We start from the raw sequence: 14,087 nt of genomic DNA, 5'->3' as shown, positions 1-14,087 counted from the left end.
TCAACATTTCAACTTTTGAACATTGGAACTTTCCGGAATAAACCTATATTCGCTTTTGTGATGCGAAATTTTTTTTACAAGACCAGTCGTGCCGATATCAATCGGAAGATTGGTCTTTTTTCGTTTATTGGTAAAACAGGTCTTACCCTAATCCTTCTCGGTTGGAGTAGCTCACTGGTTTCTGCGCAAGAAATTTTCTCCGTTTATTACCCAAGTGGTGATTATAAACTGTTGGATGATAACAAGCAAGAAATTGATAAATACATTTTTTCTCACAATTTGCGTAAAATAGATAGTTTACATGTCATTGGTTTTGCGGATTCTACAGGTAAGAAGCGATTGAATTTTCGCCTTTCTCGTAAACGTTCTGAAAAAGTGAAAGAGTATTTGGTGGGAATTTTACCTCCAAAAACACTTGTTCGAAGTCTTGCAAAGGGAGAAGAAAACGCCCTGCGAAATCCTAATGAGAATCACCGAAGAGTGGAAATTCATTTGTTTTACGAAGGAAAACGTGGGTTGCAGGATACTACAGATCAATATGAATTCTTTGGGAATACAAAAACTTGCTTTGTTCTCTCTGATACCATTATGAAAAATTGCAACATTATTCGCGTTAATGATGGAAGAACGTCGTTTGTAATCTTGGAAATGGAGCCGCATTTGTTTTCCAAAAATCAAACGTATTACACGCTCACGAAGAATTCGCAGTATGCTAAGATTGTGAAGTGGAAACTTGAAATGAGTGGAGATGGTTGGTGGCAACACGAACGGTATAGAGCTCGGGTCAAAGAAGCAGATTTTGAAGCGTATGGCATTTTAACGAAAAAGGAAATCCGGAAAGACTACAATGAATGTATTGTTTGTGCAAATGATATGAGTCATCCGCTCAAATTAGCTTCCGAATTATTGCCAGAAGTGTACATCATGCAAAACGTGCAATTGCGTAAGAAAATGTTGGAGGGCGAACATGTTTTGATTGTGCCTCAAGACTATGTTTCAGGTGATAGATCGTATTACTTTGATCAAAACTTTGACCAACCCATCGTTTGGAAAACAAAATTTGGAATTCGAAATCGGCCGTATTTTTTTGCGGTTGTTCCCAATGAGTATTTGAAAAAAAAGGAATGGAATATTTATTCAAATCGCTCTACGTGTATTCCTTCTGGTGATTCATTGAAAATAAATTATCCATTGGATACGATTTCTGCACATCAATGCTTGCCAGAATCAAGAGGCGGATTGAATGCGCTGGAATATGGATTGGAAGCTGGATACTGGAATTACGATGCGTCAAGTGCTTATTTGTTCGCTTATGCACAATATACAGGAACGCATTTTGAGTACAGTGCAACAATTGGTGTTGATTTGAAAGCCCGAATTTTGGCGGGTTTAAAAATAGATTACCTGCTTTTTTCTTATGATCCATTTAAGCAATTGGTGATTGGAAATGCGAATCGTTCATTGATTCATGATTTTCATCCAACGTTAGCTGCATACGTTGGAAGTAATTTATCGTATCTGAATGCCCGCACGAATGGAAGTTTAACTCACGCCTTGTATCTCGGAGTAGCCTACAAAAGCAATCCGTTTTCGTTTGCAATAGACCGAATTTTTGCCAATATTGGAATTTCCACGAATTATCTCAACTCAGGCAGATTGAATATTTCATTGTATTTGCAAGTAGGAGTGAGGTTTAAAATCTAGAAATCATTGAATCCATTGAGATAACTCTTTTGTTATTAGAATTGGGTCCCTTTTTTAGCACGCAGATGGATAGATTTTCGCAGATATCAGGTAGTAAACCCCAAGTATCCGCTACTGAGGAGAATAAATATTGCTACCTTTTGCGATAAAATAAAACTATTGTTCTGCGTAAATCTGTGAAATCTGCGTGAGATCATTTTAGTCGTTATTTGAAACTTTTACCTTTTCACTTTTAGCTATCTTTGCATTTGAAAAATTGAAACTATGATACGCATTCAGAATTTTATCAATGGAGAATTGGTTGCACCTGTGAAAGGGCAGTACATCGACAATTACGAACCTGCAACAGGTAAAGTATACGGTGAAATTCCAAATTCTACGGAGGAAGATGTTGAATTGGCGGTTATAGCGGCAGAAAAAGCTTTCCCTATTTGGTCGAATATGACGAATGAAGAGCGTGGAGCAATCATGATGCGGATTAGTTTAGGAATTGAAAAACGCATGGACGAATTTGTTGCTGCAGAATCACGAGATAATGGAAAACCACTTTCGTTGGCGGCTCATGTAGATATTCCTCGCGCGATTTCAAACTTTCATTTTTTTGCAACGGCTGTTGAACATTTTGCTTCCGAATCACATTACATGGAAGGAATGGGAATCAATTATACAACCCGCAAACCAATTGGTGTTGTGGGCTGTATTTCTCCTTGGAATTTGCCTTTGTATTTATTCTCTTGGAAAATTGCTCCAGCACTAGCTTCTGGAAATTGTGTCATTGCAAAACCATCTGAAATCACACCTTACACCGCTTATTTGTTGAGCGAAGTAGTAAAAGAAAGTGGAATGCCAGCAGGTGTTTTGAATATTGTTCATGGTTTGGGTCAATTTGCAGGAGATGCGATTGTGAAACATCCAAAAATTAAAGCAATTTCGTTTACGGGAGGAACAAAAACGGGTGAATATATTGCTCGAACTGCGGGACCTATGTTCAAGAAATTGTCTCTGGAGCTGGGAGGAAAAAACCCCAATATCATTTTTGCAGATTGTGAGTTTGATGAGATGGTTAAGACTACTGTTCGTTCCTCGTTTGCGAATCAAGGGCAAATTTGTTTGTGTGGCTCGCGAATATTTATCGAACGAAGCATCTACGAAAAGTTTAAAGCAGCTTTTATTGAACGCGTTGAAAAATTGACTGTTTCTAATCCTACAGATCCAAATGCAAAAATGGGCGCTGTGGTTTCCAAACCCCACATGGAGAAAGTCCTTTCGTACATTGAATTGGCAAAAGAAGAAGGAGGAACAATTTTAACTGGTGGTCATCAAGTACATTTGGAAGCTCCATATAACGAAGGATATTACATTGCTCCAACCGTTATTGAAGGACTTTCTTACGATTGTAGAACAAATCAAGAAGAGATTTTCGGTCCAGTTGTTACTTTGACCCCATTCGATACCGAAGAAGAAGTACTTATGATGGCGAATAGCACTGTTTATGGATTAAGCGCAACAATTTGGACGTCTGACTTAAAAAGAGCGCACAGAACAGCTGATAAGGTACAAGCGGGTATCATTTGGATCAATTCCTGGCTCGTGCGTGACTTGCGCACACCATTTGGTGGTGTAAAAGCTTCTGGAGTTGGTAGAGAAGGTGGCTGGGAAGCCTTGCGCTTTTTTACGGAAGCTAAGAATGTGTTTATTCCGTATTAAAGTTCAATAGTTCAATAGTTCAATAGTTCAATAGTTCAATAGTTCAATAGTTCAATAGTTCAATAGTTCAATAGTTCAATAGTTCAATAGTTCAATAGTTCAATAGTTCAATAGTTCAATAGTTCAATAGTTCAATAGTTCAATAGTTCAATATATTTTCTTAAGCAACTTTGAACCTTCGAAGCTCCTAGAGCGAAGAAGATTGAACCGCTTTAGCGTTTGAACTTTCCTTTACGGAGCAAGCTCGCAACTTCAAATTCCAACGAACCATAAATCTCTTTTTTCTTCAGAGAATCAATGTGAAAGAGAACATCTGTTCCTTTGTAGTTCCACAAACCATTACAAGAACTACCTGTTGTTACTTTGGGGGATCTGCCAGCTGTGTAAGCGGCGATGCTTTTTGGAAGAATATTCAAATTCAAAGGCGGTGAAAACAAGAAGTGATAATATTTTCCTTGTTTGGTAACGATTCCTTTTGCAAAAAGTGCAGAAACGAGTTTGTTTCCATGTTCATTGACAGAGAATAACAAGGAATAGCCAGAAACAGCTACCTTATTTGTTTTTCGAATTTCAATGGGATTAAATTCTTCGTCGTAGCTCATTTCTACTACTTCCTCATTCACAAATTGTGTTCCGCCTTCTTGAAAGCATAAATCGCCATCCCAAGCTTCAAAAAATGCTGCGGTAGGGAAACTTACTTTCTTCCCAATTTTTACAATCCATTGATAAAGCGGGTTTTTTAAATCTTTTTTGAATTCCGAAATGTCTAAATGAATTTCGAGTGCTTTAGTGGATAATTTACTTCGTTCAAAAGCAATTCCTTCTGTTTTTTCTTTGATTTTTAATGGTTTGTTTGAATGCAAATAGGTTTTTAATTTGATGTTTAAAGAATCACTATCGTGGGCAAACATCGCATAATCTAATCCAAATTTCTTCAACCTTGGTGAATTGGAATAAAGCACAATATCTTCATTTTTGAAGACTTTATTTTTTAGAAATTTTTCCCAAGAGTTTTCAATATCTCCTAAACGTGCGAAAATTGCTTTTCCTATTCGATTTTTAATTTTTGAACCTTTGTAAATAAGTAGATAGTCTTTGTCGTAAAAAATGTACAATCCTAAATCTTTTATTTTTTGCACCCGACGGTTGTAAATAATCGTATCGGAAATATGAATGTATTGTTCTAATCGATTTAACCCGTTTTGAATTCTTGAACTGTCAATGACTGAAACAAAGGTTCCCCATTCGTCTTTTCCATTGGAAAAAAAGTATCCTGTGCTTTGAATGTCAATTCCAACTCCTTTTGCCTGACCTAAGATGAAATCATACGTCATGTATTCTCTGAATGGTATTTTATTCTTGAACATCAATGAGTTGGTTTCACGGGCGATATCCAACAAATTGTAGCGACCAACAATCTCACTTTGTGGCAATCGATCTAATAAATTGGGAGGAGGATCGGGGGCAAATAAACGCGGACGGATGTATAGAAACAAAGCCAATGCTGCGCACAGCAATGCAATTAACATAACTTTATTTCCAACACCTTCTGTCTTCATTTATCTGGTTGTTGAAACTAAATAAGCAGTATTCACTAAATCCAATAAGTATTTTCCAGCATTGTCGAAGGTGCCATCAAACGTATAAGTTAAATTGTAAGTGGTTTTCTGTTTGCTTGTTTTTGTAGATACGATTTCCATTTCTCCTTTTTTTCCGCGCATGGAAGACAATACAGAGAAACGGTGATCATTTAAAAGACTTTCTGGTAAACGATTCACCATGTCTCCTAAATTCATGTAGGCATAAATAGAACCGCTTTTAGCAGCATTTTTAGCTAGCTTTCCAGTGATTGCATCTGATCCATAACCATTTGAGTGATTCTTCGCCAAATCTTCGTCATTGGTGAATATAAAGAGTCCATTTTTGTTAATCATGTACAAAGGCACTGAATTCAAAATAGCATCTTCATACACCCAGTAATCCCCCATGTTTTTGAATTGAGAAGTAATTCGAGCCATGTGTTTCAAGATTTTGTTTGGAACATCTGCACGTGCAGTTGTGAATCCCAAGGTGAAAATGGGCATTTCTTCTTCCGATTCAATTTCTTTTTCACCGTATTCAAAGGTTTCTTCGTTGTAGAAAAATTCAATGCGCTTTGTTTTCACGCGTTTGATTCCATTGAAGGTTCCAAACATACTTCCTTTATAGGTGTTGAATACTTCGTCTGTATTGATGAAATCATTCAATAATTCAATCGTTAGTACGTTTGCCGAAATACGTGCATTTTTTTCTTCACTTAAAATTGGCATAATCACTTCATACGCTTTTTCATATCCTTTCTTCAGGTCGATTTGATACGTAAAGAAGCCCGTATTGTTTTTTGGGATGTATTTCAATACATTTTTGTCGAATTTAGCACTGTTTAATTCTTGGTAAATACTTCCAAGTTTATCACCATAATTGGCTTCGACCTTTAAATCAATACTTTTCTGATTCAAAATGATGTCACCAAGCATGACGTTTCCAGTATACAACTCATTCAAATCACGGTACAACTCTGGAAACATTGCTTGCAAGTAGAAAAGGCTATTGGTGTTCTTAAAGTTTCTACTGTTGTCCAAATAGAAGATTCCATCGGAAGTATGTGTCAATTGATTCGCTAAGCGAGTGTCTACTGTTTTTAGATTGATTTTCTTTACAAATAATTCTTCTGTAATGGAAAATAAACGTTTGCGAGAATATTCAGATTCAATGCTATCACGTAATTCGTAATAGTTTTTGAATAAATCACTTGTTTCTTCCGTTGCGATGGGAGTTTCGTCTACCTCTTCTTCAATGGTTTCTTCTATTTCATCACCGTCTTCATTGAGAATAGGATCTTCATCACTCAATTCTTCTTCGTCATACCCATCCGTTCCTTCATCGTAGTACTCGTTGTCATACGACCAAGGAAGTTCTAATCCTCTTGAAGTCCAGATAGAATCTGTAATTTCTGTTAACCGTTCTTGGTCTGTATCTACACGAATCAGAAGCCCCACATTTCCCTGAATCATCAAATGATTGAAGTAATTGTTGTAGTATTCTGTTCCTGGAACTAGACTTTCAATGCGATCAAAGTCATCAAAAACAGTAAATAATTTTTCTTTATCGCTGATGCCAAAAGTGAAGCCAGATATTTCGAAGTCTGAATTTTTCCCATAAAAAATATTCATCTTCTGATTGAAATCAATTCCAGCATCTTTGAGGGTCTTTCCTTGAGTGGATCCGTCAAATAATTCAGATTGCAATTCCGTCATGAAATCATAGGAAACCAATTCGTCCATGGACACTTTTTGCAGAATAGAAATGTTATTCAAACTAAAGACAGTAACTGCATCTTTTGGAATGATATCTTCTGATTTTTGTCCCCAAGAAATGGTGCTCAAAAATGTAATCGGAATTAAGATTTTAATTTTCATAAATGAATGAATGAACGGATTCTACACGAAAGTAAAATCATTTTTTGAATTGGACGGGCTATTTCTCTTATCAACCAGTGTTTGGTTGATAACTTGTGTTAAAATGAGGGTATTTTCTAGTAATATAAGAAACTAATAGGAAACCACAATGCTGTTTTTGAGTACAGATGGATTTGTAGCAACAGAGAAAGTGCTTGATTTAATTAAAACAGCAATTTTAGTTGGTGAGATCTGTGCTTGTGGATTGTCGCATTTTAAAATTGGTTTCTCGAAACGAGAAACGGATACATATTGTCCCTTTTTCAAACTCTCCTGATCTTCCGTTTTAAGTTTGTGGATGAAGCTTTGGAAATTAGGTACAATGCGCGTCAATGTTTTTCCATCCCATGTCAACCAATTTTCATTCAATATGGGATCGTTTTTTTCTTTGCTTTCTTCTTTTATGATTTCCCTTATTCCCTCCTGAAGGTCAGAAATACTTTCGAAATCACACGAAATTTTAAAGATAAAATCATCATAATTTGCATCAATTTTCACATTGGAAATCCCTTTTTTATCGCCTAATTTAGTCCTGTAGAACTCAATTTTCTCTTTGATTTCTGGAAGCTTCGGGACGCGTCTATTATCGACACTATCGAGTGCTAAAATGGAATTAATCTTCACTTTGTTTGCACTCATGTTGATGGTGTATTTGTAAGTACCACTTCCATCTGCATGAATGGTGATGTCATCAAAAATATCAACACATGAAGAAAGTGCAAGAATTAAAAATCCAATTAAAAAAATACGCATAAGTTCATTTTCGTGTTACAAAAATACGGAACAAGCTGATTCAAAAACAGTACCAGAAAAAGAAATCTATTTATTGGAAGAAATAACTTTGTTCTTCTGTAGCAGTAAATGTGGCAATTCGACCGCAAATAAAGGCTCTGTTGTCTGAAATATGTCCTACGGGAGCGTTAAATGCAATTGGAAAAGAGCGAAATCTAGTGTGTTCTAAAACGAGTTCCTCAACGGTCCATTGAGTTGGTGTTGCTGTGTCTTTTAAATCGGTCATTCCTCCAACAATTAAACCTGCAATTCGGTCAAAAACTCCCGCAAACCGAAAAGCCCATAGCATTCGGTCTAAGTGATAAACTTGTTCGCCGATATCTTCAATGAATAAAATCGCGTTTTCGTAATTGGGCGAATAGGGTGTTCCAAGTAAGGAATAGAGAATCGAACAATTTCCACCAACTACATTTCCCGTCGCCATCCCGTGTTTATTGGATGGATGTGTATTCCAGATGTATGCGTTTTCTTCTCCTTTTAATATATTGATTACTGAATCAAGGGATTCGACAGAGTTTTCTTGGAAGTTCAAGGGCATAGTGGTGTGTGCTGTTTCAATTCCTAGTTTCAATCCCAAACAGTTGAAATTAGTAATGTCTGAAAACCCAAGAATCCATTTTGGTTCTCGCAATAGGTTTGCCCAATTTACTTCATCAAATAAACGAACAGCGCCATATCCACCACGATTACAAACAATTGCTTTTACCTCTGGGTGATCAATCGCCCACTGCATATCAGCGGCTCTTTCTTTGTCTGTTCCTGAAAAGTACCGGTATTCGTTTTTAGCGTTCGCTCCAACAAGGACTTTGAAGCCATGTTTTTCGAAATAGGCTTTTGCAAAATCAATGTGCGAAGCTTCTATAGCTTTTGCTGGGGAAATAAGCGCGATGGTATCGCCGGGAACGAGTTTCGGAGGACAAATCATGATCAAATTTAATTGAAATAAATATTATGTAGGCACGCGATGCGTCGCGTACCCTACATTAATTTTATAAAATCAATTGATTATCCATTGATTGCTCCCATCACCACCATTTTTTCCATTGTTGGAGTTGGACTACCACCCATTTTTTCTAATGTTATAGCAAAAGCAGTAATATTTTGAGCATTTACATCGAAGGGTTCAGTAATTTGATCTACTTCATCATACGTGAAAACACCTACAGAAACTGGTTTTCCGTCAGCAATAACCCACAATTGATATTGCATATTTGCTGGTGGTGGTGTTATTTTATCTGCATGCATCACCGCCTTTTTCATACCTGTGCTCCACATCACTTTTACAGTAGCGTCTGGTTCCATCGCTGTACCATTCATCGTTACTGTGCGCATGCTTTGTTCAGCCAATACTTCTTGTACGGTTTGCAAATGTTCTTTTTCTAAAGTCATTGCTTGAAGAACTTGGTCATTCTCCAATTGTTTTTTCTCCATTGAAGCCAAAGCAGAATCTAAACGTTTTGCCTCGCTTTTAGAAACAATCCAAAGTGCTCCAATTCCAAGTGTTAAAACCAAAGAAGCTGCAGCCATCAATTTCCACATGGGATTTACGCCCTTAATTTCTGCTTCAGCATTTAATGATACGATTTTTGCTTCTTGTTTTGTTTCTTTCGCCTTCTCTTGAGGGATTTCAGAAATAGCTTGTAATAAAGATGCACGAATTTTGGCATCTGGAGCCTGCGCATTTTCAAGCATCACTTCTTCACAGCGCTTTTGTACACGAACAAATTCCGCCTGAATTTCAGGATATATTTTAGATAGGCACGCTACTTCCTGCATCTCCTGTTGGGAAGCAAGACCGAGTGTTACCGACTCCAAAATTCCTGACGCTATGTATTCGTTTATATCCACAATATCAATAATGTAAACCATTTTCTCAACTCCGCCATGGCAGCACGCGAACGAGTTTTCACAGTTCCGAGTGGAATATCCAACTCATCTGCTACTTCTTGTTGCGTGTACCCTTTGAAGTATAAGTACTCAATCATTGTCTGTTGTTCTGCTGGAAGGCGATCTACCAATTGTCTTAAACCGATAGTGCTCACATTCTGCTGAACTGTTGTTGAGCTATTTACGGTAGTTTCTAGAATTTGGATTTCAGCTTTGTTTTCTTTTTTCAATTTTCGCAAAGCATCAATAGACGTATTGCGTGCTATATTGAGCATCCAGGTGAAAAAACTGCCTTTCGTATCATCGTATAATTGGATGTTTTTCCAAACCTTGATGAAGGTATCTTGAAGAACATCTTGTGCAATTTCATCGTCATTGATAAAACGGCCAATAACACTATTAATCGCACCACAGTATCGATCATAGACCTGAGCAAAAGCGTTTTGATCTCCTGCTTTTACTTCGCTGACTAAAGCACTAATTTCTATGTTATTCAATGAATCCAACGGAACGAAAATAAGGAATTTGTTTTAAAACGAAATGCATAATCTGAATATTGGTTTATATTGACTTTGTTTTTAAACAATTCAACGCTCAGAAAGTTTAAAATTTTATATGGAGAATTGAAAAGGAACCAGTTTTGAATTTTGTATTCTTCATTTTGAATTCCCCTTTAGGCTCTCGATCCTTTTTATTAAATTTGCACTCTTTTTAGAAGACTAAGAAATTATTTAATACACAGACGAATGAGTCGTAAATACAACGAATATTCAGGATTGAATTTGCCAAATGTGGCACAATCAGTTCTTGAAAAGTGGAAAAATGAGCGTGTTTTTGAAGCTTCCATTACTTCCCGTGAAGGAGCAGAACCGTTTGTTTTCTTTGAAGGGCCTCCATCAGCGAATGGATTGCCAGGAATTCACCACGTAATGGCTCGTTCGATTAAAGATATTTTTTGTCGTTACCAAACATTAAAAGGTAAGCAAGTAAAGCGTAAAGCTGGGTGGGATACCCACGGCTTGCCTGTTGAATTGGGTGTAGAAAAAGAATTGGGAATTACCAAAGAAGACATCGGGAAGAAAATCTCTGTCGATGATTATAACAAAGCATGCCGTGAAGCAGTGATGCGCTACACAGATATTTGGAACAGACTGACAGTAGAAATGGGTTACTGGGTAGATATGGAAGATCCATACATCACTTACGAACCCAAATACATGGAATCCGTTTGGTGGTTGCTGGGTCAGTTGTATGAAAAGAATTTGATGTACAAAGGTTACACCATTCAACCGTATTCGCCTATGGCCGGAACAGGACTTTCTTCTCATGAATTGAATATGCCTGGTTGCTACCGCGATGTGAAAGACACAACGGTTGTTGCACAGTTTAAAATTGCCGATGGACAAGAATTGCCGTTCCATGACAAGGTAGGCACGCAAGGCATTGCGTACCTACTTGCATGGACAACAACGCCTTGGACTTTATCTTCAAACACTGCTTTATGCGTGGGTCCAAAGATTGAATACGTGTTGGTTGAAAAGATTCATAATCAATATACAGAGGAAGTTGTTTCAGTTGTACTTGCAAAAGATCGTTTAAATGAACTTCTGTCTAAAGATCAAAAGAGACAGGTTTGTGATAATTATTTAAGGAAAAAATATCCTTTTATTGAGACGGTTTTTTTCGGAGATAAATTGGATGAAGAAAGATCATTTAATCCGAATGAAGCATTTGTTTTTACAGGGAATCAAGATAAGTTCGATTCATTGTCAAAAAATGATTCAAATCAAATTATTGAATTTTTTGAAACAACTTATAAACTTGCATGTCAAAACTTCCCTTCTTGTAAAGGTTCAGACTTGGTCGGAATTCGTTACGAACAACTGTTGCCTGGAGCTTTGCCTTACGAAAACGCAGATCAAGCTTTCCGTGTGATCTCTGGTGATTTCGTAACTACTTCAGACGGTACTGGAATTGTCCACATTGCACCGACTTTTGGTGCAGATGATGCACGTGTTGCTACGGAATCAGGCGTTCCTGCCATGTTGGTTTTGGATGATAAGGAAAACCCAGTTCCTTTAGTGGATTTGCGTGGTCGTTTCCGACCAGAAGTTTCGGATGCTGTTTTCGGTTTGGCAGGAGAATATGTGAAAGCAGATTACCTGACAGATGCTGAAACACAGGAAGAATTTGAAAAGCAGAAAAATAGCTTAAAAGCAATTATTCCAGATTTGAAAGCATATATGTCGGTTGACGAACGGATTGCTTTGAAGCTGAAAATTGAGAATAAGGCCTTTAAGATTGAAAAATACGAACACAGTTACCCGCATTGCTGGAGAACGGAAAAACCAGTATTGTATTATCCGTTGGATTCCTGGTTTATCAAGGTAACAAATGTGAAAGATCGTATGATTGCATTGAACAATACGATTAACTGGAAACCAGCTTCTACAGGAAGTGGTCGTTTTGGTGAATGGTTGAAGAATGCAAACGATTGGAACTTATCGCGTTCACGTTATTGGGGAATTCCAATCCCAATTTGGTCTAATGAAGACGGAGACGAGCGTATTTGTATTTCGTCTGTGGAACAATTGAAAGCAGAATGTGATAAAGCAGTTTCGGCAGGAGTGATGACTGAGAATCCGTTGAAGTCCTTTACACCAAATGATTTCTCAAAGGAGAATTATGCACAAATTGATTTGCATAAGAACTATATGGATGAAATCACCTTAGTTTCTCCTTCTGGCTTACCAATGAAGCGTGAAAGTGATTTGATCGATGTGTGGTTCGATTCGGGTGCTATGCCGTATGCACAATGGCATTATCCGTTTGAGAATAAAGAATTGATTGATAATCGTAAATCATATCCTGCTGATTTCATTGCAGAAGGTGTGGATCAAACGCGTGGATGGTTCTATACCTTGCATGCAATTGCTACGATGTGTTTTGATTCTGTTGCATTTAAAAATGTAATGTCGAACGGTTTGGTTCTGGATAAGAATGGACTGAAAATGTCGAAAAGTAAAGGGAATTCGGTTGATCCGTTTGAAACCTTGACGAAATACGGTCCAGATGCTACGCGTTGGTACATGATTACAAATGCGCAGCCTTGGGATAATTTGAAGTTTGATACAGATGGGATTACGGAAGTTCAGCGTAAGTTCTTTGGAACGCTTTACAATACCTATTCATTCTTTGCATTGTATGCGAATATTGATGGATTTAATTATTCAGAAGCAGAAATTGCTTTGGATCAGCGTCCAGAAATTGATCGCTGGATCTTGTCGAAATTGAATTCCTTGATTGCTCAGGTAGATGAGGCTTATGCTTCTTTCGAACCTACAAAAGCAGGACGTTTGATTCAAGATTTCGTTTCAGATCAGTTGTCGAATTGGTATGTACGACTTTGCCGCAGACGTTTTTGGAAAGGCGATTACGAAACAGATAAGATTTCAGCATATCAAACCTTGTACACGTGTTTGGAGGCTGTTGCCATTATGGGTTCACCAATTGCACCATTCTATTTGGATCAGTTATTCTCAGATTTGAACGCAATTTCAGGTCGTCATTCGGTAAATTCTGTGCATTTGGCATTGTTCCCAAAATCAAATGAGGCATTGATTGATTTGGAGTTGGAAGCACAAATGGAGATTGCTCAAAATGTTTCTTCCTTGGTTTTGGCGCTTCGTGCGAAAGAAAAAATCCGCGTTCGTCAGCCTTTGCAAAAGATCATGGTTCCTGTTCTAAACGATCAATTTGCAAAAAATATCGATCACGTAAAAGGATTGATTCTTTCAGAAGTGAATGTGAAAGAGTTGGAATTGTTAGACGCTTCGAATAACATTTTCGTGAAATCAATTAAGGCAAATTTTAAAACAATTGGTCCGAAATACGGAAAACAAATGAAATCGATTGCAGCTTGGGTTTCTCAGTTGGATCAGAATGGAATTGCTAGTGTTGAGCAAAATCAAGGTTGGACCGGAATTGTTGATGGAGATGAGGTTGTTTTAGACATGAATGATTTCGAAATCCGTGCGGAAGATATTCCAGGATGGTTAGTTGCTTCGGAAAACGGATTGACTGTGGCATTGGATAGCAGCATTACTGAAACGCTTCGCATGGAAGGTGTGGCAAGAGAATTGGTAAACCGTATTCAGAATCTACGCAAAGATTCTGGCTTGGAAGTGACGGATAAAATTTCGTTGACTTTAAAATCTTCTGCTTTCATTCAATTGGCAGCTGAAGCAAATAAGCAATTTATTTGCGATGAAGTGTTAGCAACTGATTTGAAGATTACCGCAGATTCTTTCGATGGTCTTTCAACTGATATTGAAGAAGAAGCAGATACATTGATTCGAGTGGATAAGATTTGAGAATTAAAAATGTAAAATTCAGAATTCAAAAAAATAAATGCCTGATTCGTAATAACGGATTGGGCATTTTTAGTTTCAGAGTCATTTTCCCAAAATTTAACACGATTTTCTTGGCGGGTCTTCTTAC

9 protein-coding genes are annotated in these 14,087 nt (G+C 37.4%); 3 read left to right on the top strand and 6 right to left on the bottom strand.

Translation table 11 applies throughout. The annotated features are described in order from the left end of the window. The first annotated feature begins 60 nt into the window (after positions 1-60). Both FLUTA_RS07030 and FLUTA_RS07025 read left to right on the top strand, forming a co-directional pair. A complete protein-coding gene (locus FLUTA_RS07030; protein WP_013686166.1) occupies positions 61-1,704 on the top strand; it encodes an OmpA family protein in 1,644 nt (547 codons plus the stop codon). Between the two features lie 264 nt (positions 1,705-1,968). Then, positions 1,969-3,411 (top strand): aldehyde dehydrogenase, encoded by a 1,443-nt coding sequence (locus FLUTA_RS07025; RefSeq protein ID WP_013686165.1) that lies wholly within the window; start codon positions 1,969-1,971, stop codon positions 3,409-3,411. 212 nt (positions 3,412-3,623) lie between these two features. On the opposite strand, the gene FLUTA_RS07020 is transcribed toward FLUTA_RS07025, so the two are convergent. The 6 genes from FLUTA_RS07020 to FLUTA_RS06995 form a co-directional block, all read right to left on the bottom strand. After that, positions 3,624-4,970, bottom strand: a complete 1,347-nt coding sequence (locus FLUTA_RS07020; protein WP_013686164.1) for a hypothetical protein — start codon at positions 4,968-4,970, stop codon at positions 3,624-3,626. After that, positions 4,971-6,869, bottom strand: coding sequence for a hypothetical protein (locus tag FLUTA_RS07015; RefSeq protein ID WP_013686163.1), 1,899 nt, complete (start codon positions 6,867-6,869; stop codon positions 4,971-4,973). Positions 6,870-7,001: 132 nt separating this feature from the next. Further along, positions 7,002-7,661, bottom strand: coding sequence for a hypothetical protein (locus FLUTA_RS07010; protein ID WP_013686162.1), 660 nt, complete (start codon positions 7,659-7,661; stop codon positions 7,002-7,004). A 70-nt stretch (positions 7,662-7,731) separates the two neighbouring features. Beyond that, complete coding sequence (locus FLUTA_RS07005; RefSeq protein ID WP_013686161.1) at positions 7,732-8,625, bottom strand: S66 peptidase family protein; 894 nt, start codon at positions 8,623-8,625, stop codon at positions 7,732-7,734. An 80-nt stretch (positions 8,626-8,705) separates the two neighbouring features. Beyond that, positions 8,706-9,569, bottom strand: a complete 864-nt coding sequence (locus tag FLUTA_RS07000) for an anti-sigma factor (RefSeq protein ID WP_013686160.1) — start codon at positions 9,567-9,569, stop codon at positions 8,706-8,708. Continuing rightward, a complete protein-coding gene (locus FLUTA_RS06995; protein ID WP_013686159.1) occupies positions 9,539-10,093 on the bottom strand; it encodes an RNA polymerase sigma factor in 555 nt (184 codons plus the stop codon). Before FLUTA_RS06995 ends, FLUTA_RS07000 begins: the two co-directional genes overlap by 31 nt. Before the next feature lie 240 nt (positions 10,094-10,333). Between FLUTA_RS06995 and ileS the strand changes: the two genes are divergently transcribed. Next, the gene (gene ileS, locus FLUTA_RS06990; RefSeq protein WP_013686158.1) at positions 10,334-13,960 is read left to right on the top strand and encodes an isoleucine--tRNA ligase; all 3,627 of its coding nucleotides are present in this window, start codon (positions 10,334-10,336) and stop codon (positions 13,958-13,960) included. Positions 13,961-14,087: the final 127 nt, after the last annotated feature.

Source organism: Fluviicola taffensis DSM 16823 (genome assembly GCF_000194605.1).
Classification (GTDB): Bacteria; Bacteroidota; Bacteroidia; order Flavobacteriales_D; family Crocinitomicaceae; genus Fluviicola; species Fluviicola taffensis.
This window is presented reverse-complemented; position numbering and strand designations above follow the sequence as displayed.

Bases quoted from the DNA above. Each gene is read 5' to 3' on its own strand.
- FLUTA_RS07030 (WP_013686166.1), top strand. From the start codon at position 61: ATGCGAAATTTTTTTTACAAGACCAGTCGTGCCGATATCAATCGGAAG.
- FLUTA_RS07025 (WP_013686165.1), top strand. From the start codon at position 1,969: ATGATACGCATTCAGAATTTTATCAATGGAGAATTGGTTGCACCTGTG.
- FLUTA_RS07020 (WP_013686164.1), bottom strand. From the start codon at position 4,970: ATGAAGACAGAAGGTGTTGGAAATAAAGTTATGTTAATTGCATTGCTG.
- FLUTA_RS07015 (WP_013686163.1), bottom strand. From the start codon at position 6,869: ATGAAAATTAAAATCTTAATTCCGATTACATTTTTGAGCACCATTTCT.
- FLUTA_RS07010 (WP_013686162.1), bottom strand. From the start codon at position 7,661: ATGCGTATTTTTTTAATTGGATTTTTAATTCTTGCACTTTCTTCATGT.
- FLUTA_RS07005 (WP_013686161.1), bottom strand. From the start codon at position 8,625: ATGATTTGTCCTCCGAAACTCGTTCCCGGCGATACCATCGCGCTTATT.
- FLUTA_RS07000 (WP_013686160.1), bottom strand. From the start codon at position 9,569: ATGGTTTACATTATTGATATTGTGGATATAAACGAATACATAGCGTCA.
- ileS (WP_013686158.1), top strand. From the start codon at position 10,334: ATGAGTCGTAAATACAACGAATATTCAGGATTGAATTTGCCAAATGTG.